Raw genomic sequence first — 18,082 nt, 5'->3', positions numbered from 1 at the left:
CTTCCCGCGGAACCACTGGAAGGAGTCCGCCGTGACGGACGAACGGCGCATCCCGGTGATCATCGACTGTGACACCGGCGTCGACGACGCCCTCGCCCTGCTGTTCGCCGTACGGCACCCGGCGCTCGACGTGCGGGCGATCACCTGCGTGGCCGGGAACACGGACGTGGACGGCGTCGTCCGCAACACCCTGACCGTGCTCGAGATGGCCGGTGCCGGTGACATTCCTGTCGCCCGGGGCGCCGAGCGGCCGCTGATCGAACCCGTGCGGACGGCCCGGCATGTGCACGGGGAGGACGGGATGGCGGATCTGGGGCTGCCCGCGCCGACCCGGGTGCCGGTCGACGTCGACGCGGTGACGCTGCTGCGCCGCGAGATCCTCGCCTCGCCGCGGCCGGTCACCCTCATCCCGATCGCACCCCTGACGAACATCGCGCTGCTGCTGCGGACGCATCCCGAGGTGACCCGCAACATCGAGCGGATCGTGTTCATGGGCGGCGCGGTGGCGGCCGGGAACGCCACGCCGGTCGCGGAGTTCAACGTGTGGCACGACCCGGAGGCCGCCGCGGTCCTGCTCAGCGCGGGCGTGCCGATCACGATGTACGGCCTGGACGTGTTCAAGAGGGTCCTGGTGCCCGCCGGGGAGGTGCAGCGGCTGCGGACGAGCGCGGAACCGAGCCTGAGGATGGCCGGGGAACTGCTGGCCCACCGGGACCCGGCCACCTCCGGTGACCCCACCCCCATGGGTGGCCTCGGTGACGCGGGCGCGGTCTGCGCGGTCGTCGACCCGAAGGGCATCACCACCGAGCGCCTGCCGGTCGAGGTCGTCCTCGCCCCCGGACCCGCCCGCGGCCAGACCATCGTCGACCGCCGGCCACGTCCCGGCGAGTCCGAGATACACGAGGGCACGCGCGAACAGCCGCTGGTGGACGTGGCGTTGGACGTGAACGTGGAGCGGTACGTGAACCTGTACCTGGAGACGGTGTGATCCGCGCAGGTCGTCCGACGGACTGCCGGCCCGGAACCGCTGCGTACCTCTAGGCGCCCGGCCCTGGTGTTGCTGTCCCGGACCGGAGAGGCCCGTCGCGGGAATCTTCGCGGACCGCCCTGCCGTGGTCCCGGTGGGGTGTCGGCAGGGCGGGGCTCACGAAGGGGCGGGCTCAGGCGCCGGTGGTGCCGCGCTTGGCCGCGCGGCGGCGGGTCATCACGACGAGGGCCGCTCCGCCCGCCAGCAGGGCAGCCGCGCCGAGGGCGATCGGGCCGGTGCTGCTGTTGGCGCCGGTCTCGGCGAGGTCGCCGCCACCGCCGTTGGGCTTGGGGGCGGTGGGCGTCGACTCGGAGGCGCTCGGGGTGGGCGTGTCCGTCTCGGAGGACGGCGGCGTCGTCTCCTCGGCGGGCTCCGACGGGGACGCCGGGGGCGTCGTCTCCTCGGCCGGCTCGGACGGGCTCGCGGGCGGCGTGGAGGCGGGCGGCTCCTCCTCCGCCGGCGGCGGGGTCGTGCACTCCTTCGTGCCGCCGTTCCAGGCCGCGATCAGCTTGTCCTTGATGACCGGGCGGTCCGGGCCCTTGGGCAGCTCGCCGTGCTCGAAGCCGTCCTTCGCGTCGAGTTCGCCGTCGAACTTCACCGCGCCCCGGTAGAGGTCGATCTGCCCGAAGCAGCCCTTGTCCGGGATGGCGATGTCGAGCGATTCGGTGGCGCCCGGCTTGACCGTCACCGTGTCGAAGTCGACGAACACCTGCTCACCCGAGGTCGCGAAGGTCGCGCCGTGCGCGAGGTAGGACGCCAGGGAAGCCGTGCAGGTGGCCGCGTCACCCGCGGTGCGGACCTTGACGTGTACCTTGCCGTCTTCGCTCGGCTTCAGGTTCTGGTCGTCGACCTTGACCGAGTCGTAGAAGTTCGTGCCGTCGAGCGAGAACTGGCAGCGGTCGGTCCCGGTCTCCGTGCCCGCGCCCGTGCCCGGCTTGTAGCTGCCGCCGGACGACCAGCCGTCGCCGCCGGGCGTTCCGGTGGCGAAGGCGGTCGTGGCGGAGGCGGCGCAGAGGGCGAGGGCCGCGGCACCCGTCCCCAGCAGGCGTCGCGCGGTGACACGGCTCGCTATGGACATGCGTATCCCATTTCTTGGCGTGTGCCGACCCGGATGACGGCAGGCGGGCAGCGTGACGCACGCGGTTGCCGGGGCCGCACCGGGGGTGAGTGGTCTGAGAGAACACTGGGCTCATTGGTCACATGTGCCTCAGTGGCCCCATCGTGGCTGGGCCGCAGCACACTGTCAACCTGCGGCGATACAAAGGAAGTTGCGTCGCCATCACACTTTCATCACAGCGGGAATGGATCACTCCGATCAACGCGATGGTTCCTTTTTCCGGCATTCTGGACAGATTCAATGCTGTCGCCCGTATGCCCTGCGAAGGAGACCGCGTGACCGAGCGCTCGACCCTCGACCTGTCGTCCCGGGACCCCGACTGGTGGCGCCAGGCCGTCGTCTACCAGATCTATCCCCGCAGCTTCGCCGACGCCGACGGCGACGGACTCGGTGATCTGCGCGGCATCACCCGCCGCCTCACCCACCTCGCCGCCCTGGGCGTGGACGCCCTGTGGCTGAGCCCCTTCTACCCGTCCGAGCTCGCCGACGGCGGCTACGACGTCGCCGACCCCCGCGGCGTCGACCCCCGCCTGGGCACCCTCGACGACTTCGACGCGCTGGTCGCCGAGGCCCACCGCCTCGGCCTGAAGGTCATCGTCGACATCGTGCCCAACCACTCCTCGCACCGGCACGCGTGGTTCCAGGAAGCCCTGTACGCGGGGCCCGGCTCGGCGGCCCGCGACCGCTACGTCTTCCGCGACGGCCGCGGCGAGCACGGCGAACTCCCGCCCAGCGACTGGCAGTCCGTCTTCGGCGGCAGCGCCTGGAAGCGGGTGCCCGACGGTCAGTGGTACCTGCACCTGTTCGCCCCCGAGCAGCCCGACCTCAACTGGGAGAACCAGGAGGTCCGCGCCGACTACCGCACCACCCTGCGCTTCTGGTCGGACCGCGGGGTCGACGGCTTCCGCATCGACGTCGCCCACGCCCTCGTCAAGGACCTGAGCGAACCCCTGCGCGACCTCGGCCGGCCCGAGCTGAGCCGCGAGGAGGCGCTCACCGCGCTGCCGCCCGGCACCCACCCCTTCTACGACCGTGACGACGTGCACGAGATTTACCGCGACTGGCGCAAGATCCTCGACGCCTACCGCCCGCCCCGGATGGCCGTCGCCGAGGCGTGGGTGCCCGGCGCACGGCGTGCGCTGTACGCCCGTCCGGACGAACTCGGGCAGGCCTTCAACTTCGAGTACCTCCAGGCCGGCTGGGACGCCGGGGAGCTGCGGCAGGTCATCACCGACTCGCTCGCCACGGCCCGGGCGGCGGGCGCCTCGGCCACCTGGGTGCTGTCCAACCACGACGTCGTACGGCACGCCTCCCGGCTGACGCTGCCGCCCGGCACCGACCTCAACGCCTGGCTGCTCTCCGGCGGCCACGCCCCGGCCGTCGACGAGGCGGCCGGGCTGCGCCGGGCCCGGGCGGCCACGCTGCTGATGCTGGCGCTGCCCGGCTCGGCGTACGTCTACCAGGGTGAGGAACTCGGCCTGCCCGAGGTCGCCGACCTGCCCACCGAGGTGCTCCAGGACCCGATCTGGGAGCAGACCGGTCACGTTCGCAAGGGCCGCGACGGCTGCCGGGTGCCGCTGCCGTGGACGACGTCCGGACCGTCGTACGGCTTCGGGCCCGGCGGGGCCTGGCTCCCGCAGCCGCCCGGCTTCGCCGCCTACGCCGTCGAGGCCCAGGACGGAGTGGAGGGCTCCACCCTGGAGCTGTACCGCACGGCCCTGCGGCTGCGCCGCAAGCTCCTCGACGGTGAGGAGCTGACCTGGGCGGCGGACACCCCCGACGGCGTGCTCCGGTTCGACCGCTGCGCGGGCTGGCGCTGCGTCACCAACCTGTCCGGCGCGGCGGTCGACCTGCCGACCGGTGAGGTCCTGCTGAGCAGTGCGCCGCTGGAGGACGGCCGGGTCGGGCCGGACACGACGGTGTGGCTCGGCCGCTGAGCGCTCCGCGGGTGGTGCCGCGACAGGTTGTGGTGTGTCTGCGGGGGCGTGGTGGCTGATCGCGCAGTTCCTCGCGTCCCTAGGGGGTGTGGTCGGGGGTGGTTGTGGTGTGTCTGCGGGGGTGTGGTGGCTGGTCGCGCAGATCCCCGCGCCCCTTCGGGGGCGTGGGCCCACTCGCGTGGCGTAGTAGGGCGGGCCGGGGGTGGGGGTGGGTGGGACGGTTGGGGTACCGACCGTGTCCGGACAGGGAGTCCCGCCCGCGATGAACAGGTACAGCAGGACAGCAGCCGTGGCGGGGGCCCTGGTCGTGGGGGCGCTCGCGTTTCCCGGAACGCCCGCGGCGGCCCGGGACGGCGGCCTGTGGGGAGCCGTGACCATCGCGCCGGGCCGGGAGGGCATCGTCGAGGTCGCGGGCGTCCCGGAGACGGCCGCGGGTGCGACGCTGACCCTGACCGCGCCCCGGGGCACGCGCGTGACCGGCACGCCCCTCGACGCGTCCGGCCACCGCGGCTCGGTCGCCGCCGACGGGCGCAGCGCCACGTACACCGTCACCGGCGGCGCGGCCGGGCAGGACCGGGTGTTCCCCTTCGTGCTGGCCGTGCCCGCGCACGCCGTTCCGGGCACCCGGCTGCGGGACTGCTTCCTGCGGCTCACCGACGGGCGGGGCGTGCCGCGGGCCGTCGGCCGGTGTGCCGTGACCGTGGGCCTGGCCGGGCCGACCCTGACCCGCCCGCTGTCCGGCGTGGCGCTGGCCGCCCGGCCGGAGATCTCCGGCACCGCCCATCCGGGAGCACAGGTCACCGTGAGGGACAAGGACGATCAGGAGGCCTGCGCGACCACCGCCGCCCCCGACGGAACCTGGGCCTGCACCCCGGGGGCCGGTCTCCCGGCGGGTGCCAACCGGCTGCAGGCGGTCGCCACCCTGAACGGGGTGAGCGCGATGAGCGAGCAGGTCGACATCTCGGTCGCCCGGGACGACGAGGCTCAGTAGCGGACCGCCCGGGCCACCTCGGTGCGGACCTCACCGGACAGGTCGTGGGTGCTGCGGGCGGTGGCCGTGGCGGAGTGGCCGGCCTGCACGTGGTCCACCGTGACGATGACCGTGTCGACCAGCTGCCCCCCGGCGTCGCGGAAGTCGACCTGGACGGCGAAGGACCGGGCCGAGTCGTCGGTGTTGCGGACGGTGACGTCCGTGCGGACCCGGCCGTCGGAGCCGGTGACGGGCGTCCCGGCCGTCACGTCGCCCTTGACGTCGGCGCCGTCCTGGATGTCGTCGAGCCGCTGCTGCGCCTCGGCCGAGGCCGACTCCACCGCCTCGCCGGCCTCCGAGGCGATCGACTCCACCGCGGACTCCGCCTTGCTCGCGGCGTCCGCGGGGCTGCCGTCACCGCCGCAGCCCGCGAGCGCCGCGGACAGGGCCAGCGCCGTGGCGGCCCCTGCCGTCGCCCAGCGCGTCCGGTGGCGGGCCGTCATGTCGCCTCCCTACGGTCCACAGGCCCCGGCCTACTGCCTACGGCCTACGGCCTCATGTGCGGCCGAGCCCGCCGCCGCCGAAGGATCCACTGGATCCGGGCGACCAGCGGCGCGGTTTCTGGTCCTTTCCGGTCTTGGTGCTCGCACGGTGGAGCTCATGCGGCATGATCCGCTGACCGTCGCGCGTCACGACCGGCACGTCGTCGGGCTCGCGCATCTCACGCATCTCGCGGACCGGACCGGTGTCCGGCATGTGCGGCTGCTCCTCCGGAGAGGGGTGATGGGTGTCCTTGTCCATGACCCGCATCCCGACCAGCACGGCCCAGATCAGCGCGCAGGCCACGATCAGCCCGCCGACGAAGGCGATGGTCACGGCGACCGCGTGATCTGACGACGCCGCCAGTTCTGCATACGTTGCCGTACTCATGCCCCAAGTATCACCGACGGAATGGGATAAAGCGCCCGGAATGCCCTCCGGGTCATGGGCAGGCAACCCCGGCCGCGCCGGCGACGACCTCAGGGTGACACCTCCCCCCCCCCACGAGGAGATCACCATGCGCAGACACCTGGCGCGGCTGCTCACCGTGCTCGCCGTGCTGGCCGCGGCGTTCGCCACTCCCGGCATGGCTTCGGGCAAGGCGCAGGCCGCCGACGACTGGAAACCGCCCGCCCACCTCGCCCAGCCCCTGAACGAGGTGTGGAACCACGTCGAGTCGACCTACGGGAACCTGTACGGCTTCCGGAACTACGGCTGGGACCAGGTCATGGCCAACCGGGGCAGCGTCAACTACTGCGTGCGCTGGGAGTCCGACGCCCCGGTCAGCGCCGCCCTGCGCGACCGGATCCACGCGGCGCTGAAGAAGCAGTTCGGCAAGTGGATGTCCGCGATGGTGGTGAACGGCAAGGGCCACAACGCCTGGCCGTACACCACAGTGCCCGTCAATATCGTCGGCTGGGCCGTGAAGAACCGCTCCACCCTCCAGTGGAGCGACAACTCCGTCGACATCTACGCGGGCGTCCTCGACGACGGCGGCTCACCGCAGTGCGCCCCGGACTGCGGACGCTTCTTCCACCAGGACGGCAACTACTCCAAGTGCCCGGGCGGCGCCGCCCGCCACTACGACCAGTCGCTGTGGCTGACCAAGGGCTTCCAGGGCGGCGCGGGCGGTGACTGGGGCCAGCGCATGGGCCAGGAGTACTTCACCGGCGCGCTGAACCAGGAGAACATCCACATCTACCTGCACGAGGTCGGCCACACCTTCGGCCTCGACGACTTCTACGACTGGTCGCCGACCGGCCAGTGCTGCTTCCTGATGAAGGCGGGCAGCGCCACGCAGATCACCGAGTTCGACACGTGGATGCTGCGCGACTTCTGGCGCCATCTGAAGAGCCGCTACGGTCTGTGACCGGCAGGGGCGGTGCGGGCGGCCCCGGCTCCCGTACCGCCCCGCGGCGTACGGCGTACCGTGGATATGCCGAGGGTATGTCGCACCCGGTGGCCGAACCGGTCTCGCCGCCCCCCGCAGCAGGAGCCCCTCGATGACGTCCGCCTCTTCGCCCCAGCCGTCCGTCCCCGCCCCGTCCGAGGTCCGGCTACGGATCGCGGACCAGGCACGCCCGGCCCGCCGGATCGACGGGGCATGGTGGCCCCGCTCGTACGACCTGGCCGCCGAACTGCCCGTGCTGCTCGGCGGACTGCCGGATGCCTGGGGCCGGATCAGCAGCGTCCTGGTCAACGGGGACACTTGGCCGGACTGCCCGGAGCGGATGGTCGTCGCTGGTCAGGCGGTGCACGTGGGGCGCACCGACTCACCGACCGCCCCGCACACCGTGTGCCTGCTCGCCCCCGGCATGGGCCGCTGGGACCTGCTGGTGGTGCCGCCCGCCACCGACGAGGCGGAGGCCGGTCGGGTCATGGAACGGGCCGTCACGCGGGGCGTCTGACTCAGCGCGCGAGCAGCACCAGGGCCAGGGCGGCCAGGGCCGGGACGGTCTGGACGAAGAGGATCTTCCTGCTCGCGGTCGCGGCGCCGTAGAGCCCCGCGACCGCCACGCACACCAGGAAGAACACCGTGACCTGGAAGCCCACCGGGTCGGACGCCACCGCTCCCCACGCCAGACCGGCCGCGAGGAAGCCGTTGTAGAGGCCCTGGTTGGCCGCGAGGGCCTTCGTCGAGGCGGCGAACTCGGCGGTCGTGCCGAAGGCGGCCCGGGCCCGCGGCGTGGTCCACAGGAACATCTCCAGCACCAGGATGTAGGCGTGGAGTGCGGCGAGGGCCAGTACCGCGATGGTGGCAAGGGTCGACATGCGCACATCATCACAGACCCGCCGGCCCCTGGCCCGCCCGCCCGGTCCCGCCCGGCCGTCCCACCCCTGCCCGTCGCAACCGCCTGTCCGGACCGGTTCCGCCCGCCTGTCCGGACCGGTCGCACTCCCCTGCCCGGACCGGTCGCACCCGCCTGGCCGGACCGGTCCCGTTCCCGCCCGGCCGTCCCACCCCGTCCGTCGCCACCCCGCCCGTCCGCCGCCCCGCCCGTCCCCGTTCGGGCCCGCCCCGGAGGCGGGCGGGGCCCGCGGGTGGCAGATTGCGCCCAGAGGAAGACCGGGTCCGGCCGTCGCGTCCCCGCGTGTGCCGCTCGGGAGCCGGGCCCGGTCTTCCCGCTCCCGGTCGCCGTCGGCGGCTGCGCCCACAGCGCCAGGCGGCGCGGCCATGACACAGCACACCTAGGGCGCGATGGCCTTGCGCAGGGTGTGCAGGCACAGGGTCAGAGCCGAGTGCTTGGGGGTGCCGGTGGTGCGGGTGTGCTCCCAGGCCGTGTACAGCAGGGCCCACACCAGGTTGCGGACCCACTCCTCGTGGAGTTCGGCATCGATGCTGCCCTCCGCGTGACCGCGCCGGACCGTGTGCAGGAAGTGCCGGTCGGCGGGGGTCTCCTCGTCCCAGTCGGACCAGTTCGCCAACTGCGGCGTGTCGAACATCAGAGTGAGGCCGTCGCCGAGTTCGAAGTACTCCTGGCAGAGCCGCTCCAGCGCCTCGGCGGCCGGGCCGTCGTCGAGCCGGGCGCGCTCGGTCGCCGCCTCGACCTTGTCCAGGACGTCCGAGCTGATCGCGGCGAGCAGGTCGGACCGCTCGGGGAAGTAGCGGTGGACCGTCGTCCGCCCCACACCCGCCGCCGTCGCGACATCGCCGAGCGACGCGGTCGGGTCGCCGGCCAGCAGGGTGACGGCGGCATCCACGATGGCGCGACGCGTGCGTGCCCGGGTCCCGCTCTCGGCCGCCACGGCCCGCTCCTCACCCATGCCGCATACGGTAGCGCGCCTTCCGGGATGAAAATCGATTGACCGTTATGGAACATCAATGCTCCACTCGGCATCATGACTGTTCCGGAAAGTACGGCCCCCAAGCTGTCCGTCCCGCGGCTGCGGATCCTCTTGTCGTTCGCCCGGCCGCACCGGGGCGCGCTGGTCCTGGCCCTCGTCCTCGCCCTGGTGGGCTCCGGGATGGGACTGGCCACGCCGATGGTCACCAAGGGTGTGCTGGACGCGCTCGGCGGGTCGGACTCGCTGCGCGGGCCGATCCTGGCCCTGCTCGTCCTGCTGGTCGTCGGCAGTGCCGTCATGTACTGGCAGTGGACGCTGCTCGGCGCGCTGGGGGAGCGCGTGGTGCTCGGGGCCCGTGAGTCGATGGTGCGGCGCTTCCTGCGGGCCACGGTCCCGGCCGTCACCCGGCGCCCGCCCGGCGAGCTGGTCACCCGCGTCACCTCCGACACGGTCCTGCTGCACCAGGCCGCCACCGGCGCCCCGGTCGGCCTGATCAACGCCGTGGTCATGCTCGTCGGGACCCTGATCCTCATGGGCGTCCTCGACCTGGTGCTGCTGGGAACGGTCGCGGCGGCCGTGGCGGTGGTCGGCGTCCTGTTCGCCGTCCTGATGCCCGGGATCGCGACCGCGCAGCAGCGCGCCCAGGACCACCTCGGCCGGCTCGGCGGGAACCTGGAGGGAGCGCTGCGCGCGATCCGGACGGTGAAGGCCGGCCGGGCCGAGGACCGCACGGCCGAGCACATCGTGGCCGACGCCCGCACCTCCGCCGAGCACGGTGTCCGCGCCGTCCGCCGCGAGGCCCTGGCCTGGACGATCGCGGTCGCCGGCATCCAGCTCGCGATCATCCTCGTCCTGGGCGTGGGCGCCTGGCGGGTCTCCGAGGGTGCCCTGGAGGTCTCCAGCCTCATCGCGTTCCTGCTTTACGCGTTCGGGCTGATGGACCCGATCAGCGAACTCAGCCAGAACATCACGTCGCTCCAGTCGGGGATCGCCGCAGCGGAGCGGATCCGGGAGATCGACGCCCTGGAGTCGGAGGACACCGAGGCCGACGTACGCGGACCCGCGCCGCGGCGTGCGGCGGTTGCCGAGGACGACACCCCCGTACTGGAACTGCGGGACGTGACCGCGGCCTACGGCCCGGGCGCCGACCCGGCTGTGCGCGGTGTCTCCCTGGTGATCCCCCGGCACGGGCACACGGCGATCGTCGGGCCGTCGGGCGCGGGCAAGACGACCCTGTTCTCCCTGGTCCTGCGCTTCCTGGAGCCGACCGGCGGCGAGCTGCTCCTGGACGGCCGCCCGTATCGGGACCACTCCCACGACGAGATCCGCTCGCGCCTGGCGTACGTCGAGCAGGACACCCCGGTCGTGCCCGGGACGATCCGCGACAACCTGCTGCTGGCCCGCCCCGGTGCGACGGACGCGGAACTGCGGCGCGTTCTGCACGAGGTGCGGCTGACCGAGAAGGTCGACGCCCTGGACGAGGGACTCGACACCCCCCTGTCCGGCGCGGCGGTCTCCGGCGGTGAGCGGCAGCGCATCGCCCTGGCCCGGGCCCTGTTGCGCACTCCGGACGTACTGCTCCTGGACGAGGCGACGGCCCAGCTCGACGGGCTGACCGAGGCCGCCGTGCAGACCTGCGTGCGCGCCCGCGCGGCGACCGGCGCGGTCGTCACCATCGCCCACCGGCTGTCGACCGTGATCGACGCGGACACCATCGTGGTGATGGAAGCGGGCCGGGTCCGCGCCCGGGGCGGTCATGCGGAGCTGCTCGCGACGGACGCGCTGTACCGGGAGCTGGTGGAGGCGCTGCGCATCACGGCGGGCACACAAGCGGCCTGACGGTAACTCAGGGATTGGCGGCGGCCGGTTTTCGATCATCCCTCGGAAGGATGTAAGGACCGTCCGCCGCCCAAGACGATGATCCCGACCTGTTCGAACACGACCGAGTCGAAAACCGACACGGTCGTACATCGACGTACGCGGATATCGAAGTCACTCGGGCAACGGCGTACTTGGATATCGACGTACTCGAACACCAGGGAAGGGACAAGCAGTTGCGCATCGCACGGCTCCTCGGAACCGTCCTGGGCACCACCTTGCTGACCACCACCGCCGTACTGACCGCGCCCGCGCAGGCCGGTCCCGCCGCACCACGGGACGCCGCGTCCCTGGACGGGCCGGCCCTGCGCGACTCGCTGGACGCCGTCCACGAGGCGGGCATGTACGGCGTCTTCTCGTCCGTCCGGGACGGCGGCGAGCGGTGGACCGGCGCCTCGGGTGTGGCCGACGTGGCCACCGGACGGCCCGTCACGCCGGGCATGCGCCAGCGGGTGGGCAGCATCAGCAAGACCTTCACCGCCGTGGGTGTGATGCAGCAGGTGGAGCGCGGCCGGATCCGGCTCGACGCGCCCGTCGGCGACTACCTCCCGGAACTGATACCCGGGGAGCGCGGCCGGGAGATCACCGTCCGCATGCTCCTCAACCACACCAGCGGCATCGGCGACTTCGTCGCGGGTGCCTTCCCCTCCCTCACCCGGAACTCCCCGGCCAGCCTGGAGGAGGAGCGTTTCCGCTCCATACGCCCCGCGGAACTGGTCAGGATGGGCCTCGAGGCCCCCGCGACCGGAGGCCCCGGTTCGGTGCCCGGCTCGTACTCCAACACCAACTACGTCATCGCCGGGCTGCTCCTGGAGAAGGTCACCGGCCAGAAGGCGGACGCCTACCTCACCCGGCACGTCATCGACCGGGCCGGGCTGCGCCACACGTACCTGCCGCGCACCCCGTACATCAAGGGCCCGCACCCGCGGATGTACGAGTCGTGGTTCGGCCTGCTCGACCCGCCCCGCGACTTCAGCGTCTACGACATGTCCTGGGCGTCCACCGCGGGTTCGGTCGTCTCCACCACCGACGACCTGAACCGCTTCTACCGCGCCCTGCTCGGCGGGAAGCTGGTCGGCAGGACGTCCCTCGACCAGATGACGCGCACCGTCCCCGTCTCCGGCATGGACTACGGACTCGGCATCTACGCCCTCGACCTGCGCGGCTGCGGCCGTTTCTGGGGCCACGACGGGGCGGTGTTCGGCGCCGGCACGATCGCGCTGTCCAGCCGTGACGGCAAGCGCCAGCTCGCCCTCGCCCAGAACCTGATGAAGTACCAGGAGCTGGACGAGAACGGCCGTCCGAAGTCGCACCCGATCGACGACGCCATCGCCGCGCATGTGGTCCGTGCCCTCTGCCCCGAGGCTCCCGCGTCCGGAATCAACCATTCTCGGTTGACCAAGAGTCTCAGGTTTGATCAGCTGTCCCACTAGTCGTGTTCGATTCTGATCGAGCAATTCATGGCTCCCTGGGGGGGGAGCTTGTGACGAGTTGGGGAGTTTCCTTGATGCATCACGGTTCCGCCGTGCCACGCCGCGCCAGACTCCGGCGCGGCGCCGCGGCCCTGACCTTCGTGGCGCTGACCGCCGGCACCGCCCTGACGGGTGCGCCGGCCGCGACGGCCGCCGGCGGCGCGGCGCTCGCCGGGAAGGCGTGCACACCGACAGAGGGCTTCTCCGGCTGCCGGCTGTTCGATCCGACGACGGCGAAGCAGGAGTTCGAGGTGCCGTCCGGCGTGACGGGCCTGGACGTACGGGCCTGGGGAGAGGGCGGCGCCGGCAACTCCATGGCGAGCGGCGGTGCGGGCGGCTTCGTCGCCGGCACCGTGAAGGTCAGCCCCGGTGAGGCGCTGAGCATCGCCGTCGCGGGGCTGAACGCCGGTGACGCCCTCGGCGGCAAGGGCGGCAGCAGCGGCGCAGACCGCGGCGGCAACAGCAGCGCCATCCGCACCAGCGGCGGCTCGGCGCTGGTCGTCGCCGGCGGCGGGGGCGGCGCGGGCGGCGACATGGCCCACGGTCAGGCCGGCGCCGCCGGTGGCGAGTCCGGCCAGGACGCCTCGGAGAAGGGGCGTGGCGGCAAGGGCGCGACCGGCGCGAAGGGCGGTGCGGGCACCGGCAACGGCGCGGCGGGCGCCGACCACGCCAAGGGCGGTGCCGGCGGGGCAGGCGGCACGGGCCGCTACGGCGGTGGCGGCGGCGGTGCCGGCTACGCGGGCGGTGGCGGCGGCACGGGTGCCGAGACCGGCTCGTCCGCCGGCAACGACCCCACCACCGGCAGCGGTGGCGGCGGCTCCAGCTACGCCGAACCGGCCCGGGTGGACGACGCCCGGCTCGTCGTCGGCAGCGGCACCGAGGCACCGGAGAAGAACGACCCGTTCTGGGCCTCCTCCGACAACCCGATCGACTCGGGTGTGGCCGAGGGCGGTGCCAACGCGCCCGGCGGCCCCGGCCGGATCGTCCTGCAGTGGAAGGGTCTGCCCGTCGACCGGCTGGCCCGGGTGTCCGGCACCGACGTGACGACCCAGCCGGGTAACGACGTCAGGCCGCTGGCCGTGGTGGCCCAGGGCAAGGACGGCAAGCCGGTCGCGGACGCGTCCGTGACGTACACGATCGAGGACCCGGACGGCCTGAAGCCGCTCTTCTACCTCACCGGCGGCCCCGACGACGACGAGACCGTCGTGGCGACCGACGCGCAGGGCCGTGCGCAGACCCCGTGGATCAACGTGGGCAGCGGCAAGGAGGGCTCGTTCACCGTCCGGGCGACGACCCTGGGCGCGTCGACGGCCTTCACCGTGCGGGTCAAGGAGTCCCCGTACGTCGTGAGCGCCTCGGACGGCGACAAGCAGAAGGCCGAGCAGGGGCAGGACTTCGCCGACGCGCTGGTCGCCCGGGTGGTCAAGTCGGGCAAGACGGCACCGGCCGGCACCGAGGTGGAGTTCCGCGTCGAGGACACGGCGAAGGACGCTCCCCTCTTCGAGGGCGAGGACCGGGTGGTCCGCGTGAAGACCGACGACTCGGGCAAGGCGACGGCCCCGGCCCTGACCGCCGGTGAGGGCACGGGCACGTACACCGTGGCCGCCTCGGTCGGTGACGCCATGACCCAGTTCGCGGTCGAGGTCGTCCCCGGCGACGGCTCGCAGGAGCCCGGCCCGGGTGACGAGTCCGGCTCTCCGTCCCCGTCCCCGAGCCCCACGGCCGACTCGAGCCCCTCCGCCGAGCCGAGCCCGTCGACCAGTTCCACCAGCTCCGGCACGACCGGCGGCGACGGCACCTCGACCACGGGCGGCACGTCGACGAACCTCGACGGCAGCCTCGCCTCCACCGGCGCGGGCGGCATCGGCCTGCTCCTCGCTGCGGCCGCGGGTCTGGCGGCGGTGGGCTTCGCCGCGTTCCGCTTCGCCCCGCGCCTGAAGCTCCCCTCGCGCGACGACGCCTGACGCCCGGCCACGGGGACTGCCCGCCACCGGCTTCCGGGGGCGGGCGGTCCCCGTCTCTTTTTGCGAGGCGGTCTCCGTCTCGTTTTGCGGAACCTTTGCCCGGGGGTCGGGCGTTGGAGGGGTGTGCGCGCGTGAGCGGGTGCGCCAGGTGATGCCGACTAGTACCGAGGTGGACGCAATGGCAGTGTGGGACCGGCTCAAGGACCAGGCCAAGGCCCTCCAGCAGAATCAGGGCGGCCGGGGTGCGACGACCGGTGGGCACAGCGGCGGGGCGAGGTCCGGCGGCGGCAGCAAGGCCCAGCTGGTCGGTGTGCTGAAGACGCAGCTCGGGTCGCTGAAGAACGAGCTGAAGAGCGGTGCCTACCGGGACGCGAGCATGGCGATGTGCGCCCTGGTCGCGGCGGCCGACGGGCAGGTGGATCCGGCCGAGCGCCAGCAGGTCGAGTCGATGATCCTCAGCAACGACGTGCTGCAGAACTTCCCGCCGGAGCAGCTGCGCACGCGTTTCAACAAGCATGTGGACCAGCTGACCGCCAACTTCCAGCTCGGCAAGACCCAGGCGATGCAGGAGATCGCCAAGGCCACCAAGAAGCCCACCGAGGCCCGGGCCGTGATCCAGACGGGCATGGTCATCGCCGGTGCGGACGGCCACTTCTCCCAGGCCGAGGCGACGGTCCTGCGCGAGGCCTGTGCGGCGCTGGGGGTGTCGCCCGCCGAGTTCCAGCTCTGACCGGCGGGCCGGACCACGGGCCGCTCAGGGAGTGCGCGCGGCGCCCACGCCGGGCGGGCCGCTCAGGGAGTGCGCGGGGTGCCCACGGCCGGGCGGGCCGCCGTGCCGATGACGGCGTCGCCGCGGAGCCGGCACCGGCGGCGGCTCCGCCGGGCCGGCCGTCCGCGCTCTGCTCGCCGCCGTCCCGGGCGACCGGTATGCCGCGGCACTCCGCAGGCCCGCCGGACGCCGCACCCGGAGCTGCGCCGAGGTCCGCCCTGAAGGAGCCCGCCGTATGGCCGCCGACCGCCCCGCCCCGCCCCGCCGCGCCCTGCTGGCCGCCGCGGGACTGCTCCCCCTCGCCGCATGCGGCACGGACGACCGCCCCGCCGGCCGCCCGGACCGCACTCCCACCACCTCCGGCGCGCCGTCGCGAAGAGCCCCGGTCCACCGCCCCCGGCTGACGGACCTGGAGCGTGAGTACGGTGCCCGCGTCGGGGTCTACGCCCTCGCGACCGGCACCGGCGCCACGGTCGTCCACCGGGCCGGCGAACGCTTCGCGTTCTGCTCTACGTTCAAGGCCCTGGCCGCGGCGGCGGTCCTGCACCAGCGCACCCTGAGCGGCCTGGACCGGCGCGTCACCTACACCGAGGCCGACCTGCGCTCCACCGCGCCGGTCACCGGCAAGCACGTCGCGGCCGGGATGACCCTCCGTGAGCTCTGCGACGCCGCCGTCCGCTTCAGCGACGGCACGGCAGGCAACCTGCTGATGCGCGACATCGGCGGCCCGCCGAAGCTCACCGCCTACCTGCGCCGGCTCGGCGACGAGGTCAGCCGCATGGACCACTACGAACCCGAACTGCACGACGTACCGCCGGACGACCCCGCCGACACCACCACCCCGCAGGCGATCGCCACCGACTTCCGCAGGCTCCTCCTCGGGACCGCCCTGCCCGCCCGGGAACGCAGGCTCCTCATGCACTGGCTCTCCCGCAACGCCACCGCCGTCGGGGCCCGCCGCATCCGGGCCGGACTCCCCGGGGACTGGAAGGTGGCCGACAAGACCGGCACGGGCGACTACGGCAGAGCCAACGACATCGCCGTCGTCCACCCGCCCCGCATGGAGCCGCTCGTCCTGGCCGTCATGACCGACCGGCCCGGCCGCGACGCCGAACCCTCGGACGCCCTGGTCGCCGAGGCGACCCGGCGGACCATCGCCGCCCTGCGGCTCCCGGGGCCGCCGTCGCCGTCTATAACGGGGCCATGATCTATCACGTCGTACCGAGCACCGTCTGGGCCGGCGCCACCGGCCGGACCTACGCGCCCGACTCCCTCGCCGAGGAGGGCTTCGTGCACTGCTCCCCGGACGAGGTGACCACAGTGGCCGTCGTCAACGCCTTCTACCGGGACGCGCCCCGGCCCCTGCTGGTGCTCGCCCTCGACGAGACGCGGCTCGCCGCCAGGGTGGAGTGGGAGGCGGCGGCCCCCGCCCCGCCCCCCGGGGTCGCCGGGGACGTCCTTTTCCCGCACGTGTTCGGCCCCCTCGACCGGGACGCCGTCGACCACGTCCTGGAGGTACGGTTCGACGAGGAGGGCCGGGCCTCGGAACTGCGTACGGCAGGATGACCGGGTGATCGAACAGAACTCCACCCCGGCCGCCCCCGACCCCGCCACCGACCCCGCTCTGCGCCCCGTCCGGGGAGCGGCCCGCTGCGCCATCGCCGCCCTCGCCCTCGCCGGGACCGCCTGGGTGGCCCGGGCGGTCTGGCACATCCGGCTCGCCGTGGCCGGGCAGCCGGCGTCCGGCCCGCTCGACCAGGGCGACGGCGTGCACCGGCCCCCGAACGCCCTGGAGGACTCCTACCACCTGGTCGCCTCCGTGGGCAGCGCCGTCACGGCCGTCTGCGTGATCGTGTTCCTGCTCTGGCTGGACCGGATGCGGGACAACGCCAAGGCCCTCTCGGGCACGGACCCGCGCTACGGCTACCCCTGGCTCTGGCTGGGCTGGATCCTGCCCGTCGTGAACCTGTGGATACCCCGGGGTGTCGTCGCGGACGTCCACCGCTCGGTCTTCCCCGAGCGGCGGCTGCCGGCCGTCGTGAACTGGTGGTGGGGTCTGTGGCTGGCCGGTCTGGCCGGCGGCGTGGGGATCATCTACTCGGACGACACGGACGAGGTCATCGCCCGCGCCTACAGCGGCGTTCTGCCCCTGCTCGCCGCCGACCTGGTGATCGTCGTCGCGGCCGGGGCCGCCGCCCTCATGATCCACACGCTCACGACGGCGCAGCGGGAGCACGTCGCCGGCCGGGCCTACTGACCTGGCCGCAGCGGCCGGTGCACCGACACGGCGAACGATGCCGTCACCGGCACCGGCACCGGCGCACTCAACCGCTCGGTCCGGCCGCGCAGTTGTGCGGCGGTGAGGTGACGCGCGGTCGGGCTCATGCTCACCAGGCGGGAGATGTCCTCGGCCGTGAGCCGCATCGTGTACTCCAGCGGCTCGGTGCGATCGAGCCGGAAGTGGGCGTCCAGGGTCCGGCGCAGGCGCTCCTCCTTCCGCGGGTCGACCGCCAGCAGCCCGACCGGATCGCGCAGTTCGCGCAGGTGCCGGGCCGTGGGGGTGACGACGACCAGTACGCCGTCCGGGCCGAGGACGCGGGCGAACTCGGGCCCGTTGCGGGGCGCGAAGACGTTGAGCACGAGGCCGGCGCAGCCGGTGCGCACGGGCCACGGCCGCCACACGTCCCAGCAGGCGGCCTCCGCACGGGCATGCGCGCGGGCCGCCGCGCGCAGGGCGGGCACGGAGCTGTCCAGTCCCAGTCCCAAGGCCTCGGGGAGGGCGTCCAGGACGGCCGCGAGGTAGTGGCCGGTGCCCGCGCCGGCGTCCAGCACGGTGGCGTCGGGCGCGGCCAGCTCCCCGGCGAGGCGTGCGAGGGTGCGGGCGAGCGGGTCGTAGTGCCCGGCGCCGAGGAACGAGGCACGGCAGCGGACCATGTCGGGGGAGTCGGCGCTCGGGGCGCGCCGGTGGCCGGTCAGCAGACCGACGTAGCCGTGGCGGGCGATGTCGAAGGTGTGCCGGTTGGCGCAGCGCAGGGCACCGCGGACGGGTTCGAGACCGGCCGGGCACTGGGGGCAGGTCAGGACGGACAGGAGTCGGTCGGACGGCATGGGTGCTCCTCGGAG

Annotated in this window: 18 protein-coding genes; 12 read left to right on the top strand and 6 right to left on the bottom strand. The window is 73.4% G+C overall.

From position 1 onward, the window contains the following. Positions 1 to 31: 31 nt before the first annotated feature. Positions 32 to 988, top strand: coding sequence for a nucleoside hydrolase (locus ACFY9S_RS06195; RefSeq protein WP_391123610.1), 957 nt, complete (start codon positions 32 to 34; stop codon positions 986 to 988). 172 nt (positions 989 to 1,160) lie between these two features. Here the strand turns inward: ACFY9S_RS06195 and ACFY9S_RS06190 are convergent, their stop codons facing one another. Continuing rightward, on the bottom strand, positions 1,161 to 2,105 hold the full coding sequence (locus ACFY9S_RS06190) for an LAETG motif-containing sortase-dependent surface protein (protein WP_391123608.1): 945 nt from the start codon (positions 2,103 to 2,105) through the stop codon (positions 1,161 to 1,163). 314 nt (positions 2,106 to 2,419) lie between these two features. Here ACFY9S_RS06190 and ACFY9S_RS06185 point away from each other — a divergent pair, with 314 nt between their 5' ends. Both ACFY9S_RS06185 and ACFY9S_RS06180 read left to right on the top strand, forming a co-directional pair. After that, on the top strand, positions 2,420 to 4,081 hold the full coding sequence (locus ACFY9S_RS06185; protein WP_391123606.1) for an alpha-amylase family glycosyl hydrolase: 1,662 nt from the start codon (positions 2,420 to 2,422) through the stop codon (positions 4,079 to 4,081). A 262-nt stretch (positions 4,082 to 4,343) separates the two neighbouring features. Beyond that, positions 4,344 to 5,072, top strand: coding sequence for a carboxypeptidase regulatory-like domain-containing protein (locus ACFY9S_RS06180; RefSeq protein WP_391123604.1), 729 nt, complete (start codon positions 4,344 to 4,346; stop codon positions 5,070 to 5,072). Here ACFY9S_RS06180 and ACFY9S_RS06175 read toward each other — a convergent pair. Together ACFY9S_RS06175 and ACFY9S_RS06170 are read right to left on the bottom strand one after the other, a co-directional pair. Continuing rightward, positions 5,066 to 5,554, bottom strand: a complete 489-nt coding sequence (locus ACFY9S_RS06175) for a hypothetical protein (protein WP_391123602.1) — start codon at positions 5,552 to 5,554, stop codon at positions 5,066 to 5,068. The genes ACFY9S_RS06180 and ACFY9S_RS06175 overlap by 7 nt on opposite strands. 52 nt (positions 5,555 to 5,606) lie before the next feature. Continuing rightward, positions 5,607 to 5,981, bottom strand: a complete 375-nt coding sequence (locus ACFY9S_RS06170) for a DUF6479 family protein (protein WP_391123600.1) — start codon at positions 5,979 to 5,981, stop codon at positions 5,607 to 5,609. Positions 5,982 to 6,108: 127 nt separating this feature from the next. Here ACFY9S_RS06170 and ACFY9S_RS06165 point away from each other — a divergent pair, with 127 nt between their 5' ends. Both ACFY9S_RS06165 and ACFY9S_RS06160 read left to right on the top strand, forming a co-directional pair. Next, positions 6,109 to 6,960 (top strand): hypothetical protein, encoded by an 852-nt coding sequence (locus tag ACFY9S_RS06165; protein ID WP_391123598.1) that lies wholly within the window; start codon positions 6,109 to 6,111, stop codon positions 6,958 to 6,960. 133 nt (positions 6,961 to 7,093) lie between these two features. After that, positions 7,094 to 7,498, top strand: coding sequence for a DUF5994 family protein (locus ACFY9S_RS06160; RefSeq protein WP_391123596.1), 405 nt, complete (start codon positions 7,094 to 7,096; stop codon positions 7,496 to 7,498). A 1-nt stretch (position 7,499) separates the two neighbouring features. On the opposite strand, the gene ACFY9S_RS06155 is transcribed toward ACFY9S_RS06160, so the two are convergent. Continuing rightward, positions 7,500 to 7,862, bottom strand: a complete 363-nt coding sequence (locus ACFY9S_RS06155; RefSeq protein ID WP_102913789.1) for a DUF1304 domain-containing protein — start codon at positions 7,860 to 7,862, stop codon at positions 7,500 to 7,502. Between the two features lie 417 nt (positions 7,863 to 8,279). Continuing rightward, positions 8,280 to 8,855: a TetR family transcriptional regulator gene (locus ACFY9S_RS06150; protein WP_391123594.1), complete on the bottom strand. Its 576-nt coding sequence runs from the start codon at positions 8,853 to 8,855 to the stop codon at positions 8,280 to 8,282. Positions 8,856 to 8,930: 75 nt separating this feature from the next. Between ACFY9S_RS06150 and ACFY9S_RS06145 the strand changes: the two genes are divergently transcribed. The 7 genes from ACFY9S_RS06145 to ACFY9S_RS06115 all read left to right on the top strand — a co-directional run bounded on the left by ACFY9S_RS06145 (position 8,931) and on the right by ACFY9S_RS06115 (position 17,216). Further along, positions 8,931 to 10,715, top strand: a complete 1,785-nt coding sequence (locus tag ACFY9S_RS06145; RefSeq protein ID WP_391123592.1) for an ABC transporter transmembrane domain-containing protein — start codon at positions 8,931 to 8,933, stop codon at positions 10,713 to 10,715. Positions 10,716 to 10,930: 215 nt separating this feature from the next. Continuing rightward, positions 10,931 to 12,187 (top strand): serine hydrolase, encoded by a 1,257-nt coding sequence (locus tag ACFY9S_RS06140; protein ID WP_391124241.1) that lies wholly within the window; start codon positions 10,931 to 10,933, stop codon positions 12,185 to 12,187. A 92-nt stretch (positions 12,188 to 12,279) separates the two neighbouring features. After that, on the top strand, positions 12,280 to 14,190 hold the full coding sequence (locus tag ACFY9S_RS06135; RefSeq protein ID WP_391123590.1) for a hypothetical protein: 1,911 nt from the start codon (positions 12,280 to 12,282) through the stop codon (positions 14,188 to 14,190). A 178-nt stretch (positions 14,191 to 14,368) separates the two neighbouring features. Beyond that, a complete protein-coding gene (locus tag ACFY9S_RS06130) occupies positions 14,369 to 14,920 on the top strand; it encodes a TerB family tellurite resistance protein (RefSeq protein ID WP_391123588.1) in 552 nt (183 codons plus the stop codon). A gap of 274 nt (positions 14,921 to 15,194) precedes the next feature. Then, positions 15,195 to 16,166, top strand: a complete 972-nt coding sequence (gene bla, locus ACFY9S_RS06125; protein ID WP_391123586.1) for a class A beta-lactamase — start codon at positions 15,195 to 15,197, stop codon at positions 16,164 to 16,166. After that, on the top strand, positions 16,163 to 16,525 hold the full coding sequence (locus tag ACFY9S_RS06120; RefSeq protein WP_391123585.1) for a DUF952 domain-containing protein: 363 nt from the start codon (positions 16,163 to 16,165) through the stop codon (positions 16,523 to 16,525). Before bla ends, ACFY9S_RS06120 begins: the two co-directional genes overlap by 4 nt. A gap of 7 nt (positions 16,526 to 16,532) precedes the next feature. Beyond that, the gene (locus tag ACFY9S_RS06115; RefSeq protein WP_391124238.1) at positions 16,533 to 17,216 is read left to right on the top strand and encodes a DUF4328 domain-containing protein; all 684 of its coding nucleotides are present in this window, start codon (positions 16,533 to 16,535) and stop codon (positions 17,214 to 17,216) included. Here the strand turns inward: ACFY9S_RS06115 and ACFY9S_RS06110 are convergent. Beyond that, positions 17,210 to 18,067 (bottom strand): putative RNA methyltransferase, encoded by an 858-nt coding sequence (locus tag ACFY9S_RS06110; RefSeq protein ID WP_391123583.1) that lies wholly within the window; start codon positions 18,065 to 18,067, stop codon positions 17,210 to 17,212. The genes ACFY9S_RS06115 and ACFY9S_RS06110 overlap by 7 nt on opposite strands. Positions 18,068 to 18,082 lie beyond the last annotated feature (15 nt).

The sequence above is a fragment of the Streptomyces sp. NPDC012474 genome, assembly GCF_042955185.1.
In the GTDB taxonomy this organism is placed as follows: domain Bacteria; phylum Actinomycetota; class Actinomycetes; order Streptomycetales; family Streptomycetaceae; genus Streptomyces; species Streptomyces cahuitamycinicus.
Note: the sequence above shows the minus strand (reverse complement) of the source record. Positions and strands in the feature narration are given on the sequence as shown.

Bases quoted from the DNA above. Each gene is read 5' to 3' on its own strand.
- ACFY9S_RS06190 (WP_391123608.1), bottom strand. From the start codon at position 2,105: ATGTCCATAGCGAGCCGTGTCACCGCGCGACGCCTGCTGGGGACGGGT.
- ACFY9S_RS06180 (WP_391123604.1), top strand. From the start codon at position 4,344: ATGAACAGGTACAGCAGGACAGCAGCCGTGGCGGGGGCCCTGGTCGTG.
- ACFY9S_RS06175 (WP_391123602.1), bottom strand. From the start codon at position 5,554: ATGACGGCCCGCCACCGGACGCGCTGGGCGACGGCAGGGGCCGCCACG.
- ACFY9S_RS06170 (WP_391123600.1), bottom strand. From the start codon at position 5,981: ATGAGTACGGCAACGTATGCAGAACTGGCGGCGTCGTCAGATCACGCG.
- ACFY9S_RS06165 (WP_391123598.1), top strand. From the start codon at position 6,109: ATGCGCAGACACCTGGCGCGGCTGCTCACCGTGCTCGCCGTGCTGGCC.
- ACFY9S_RS06160 (WP_391123596.1), top strand. From the start codon at position 7,094: ATGACGTCCGCCTCTTCGCCCCAGCCGTCCGTCCCCGCCCCGTCCGAG.
- ACFY9S_RS06155 (WP_102913789.1), bottom strand. From the start codon at position 7,862: ATGTCGACCCTTGCCACCATCGCGGTACTGGCCCTCGCCGCACTCCAC.
- ACFY9S_RS06150 (WP_391123594.1), bottom strand. From the start codon at position 8,855: ATGGGTGAGGAGCGGGCCGTGGCGGCCGAGAGCGGGACCCGGGCACGC.
- ACFY9S_RS06145 (WP_391123592.1), top strand. From the start codon at position 8,931: ATGACTGTTCCGGAAAGTACGGCCCCCAAGCTGTCCGTCCCGCGGCTG.
- ACFY9S_RS06130 (WP_391123588.1), top strand. From the start codon at position 14,369: ATGGCAGTGTGGGACCGGCTCAAGGACCAGGCCAAGGCCCTCCAGCAG.
- bla (WP_391123586.1), top strand. From the start codon at position 15,195: ATGGCCGCCGACCGCCCCGCCCCGCCCCGCCGCGCCCTGCTGGCCGCC.
- ACFY9S_RS06120 (WP_391123585.1), top strand. From the start codon at position 16,163: ATGATCTATCACGTCGTACCGAGCACCGTCTGGGCCGGCGCCACCGGC.
- ACFY9S_RS06110 (WP_391123583.1), bottom strand. From the start codon at position 18,067: ATGCCGTCCGACCGACTCCTGTCCGTCCTGACCTGCCCCCAGTGCCCG.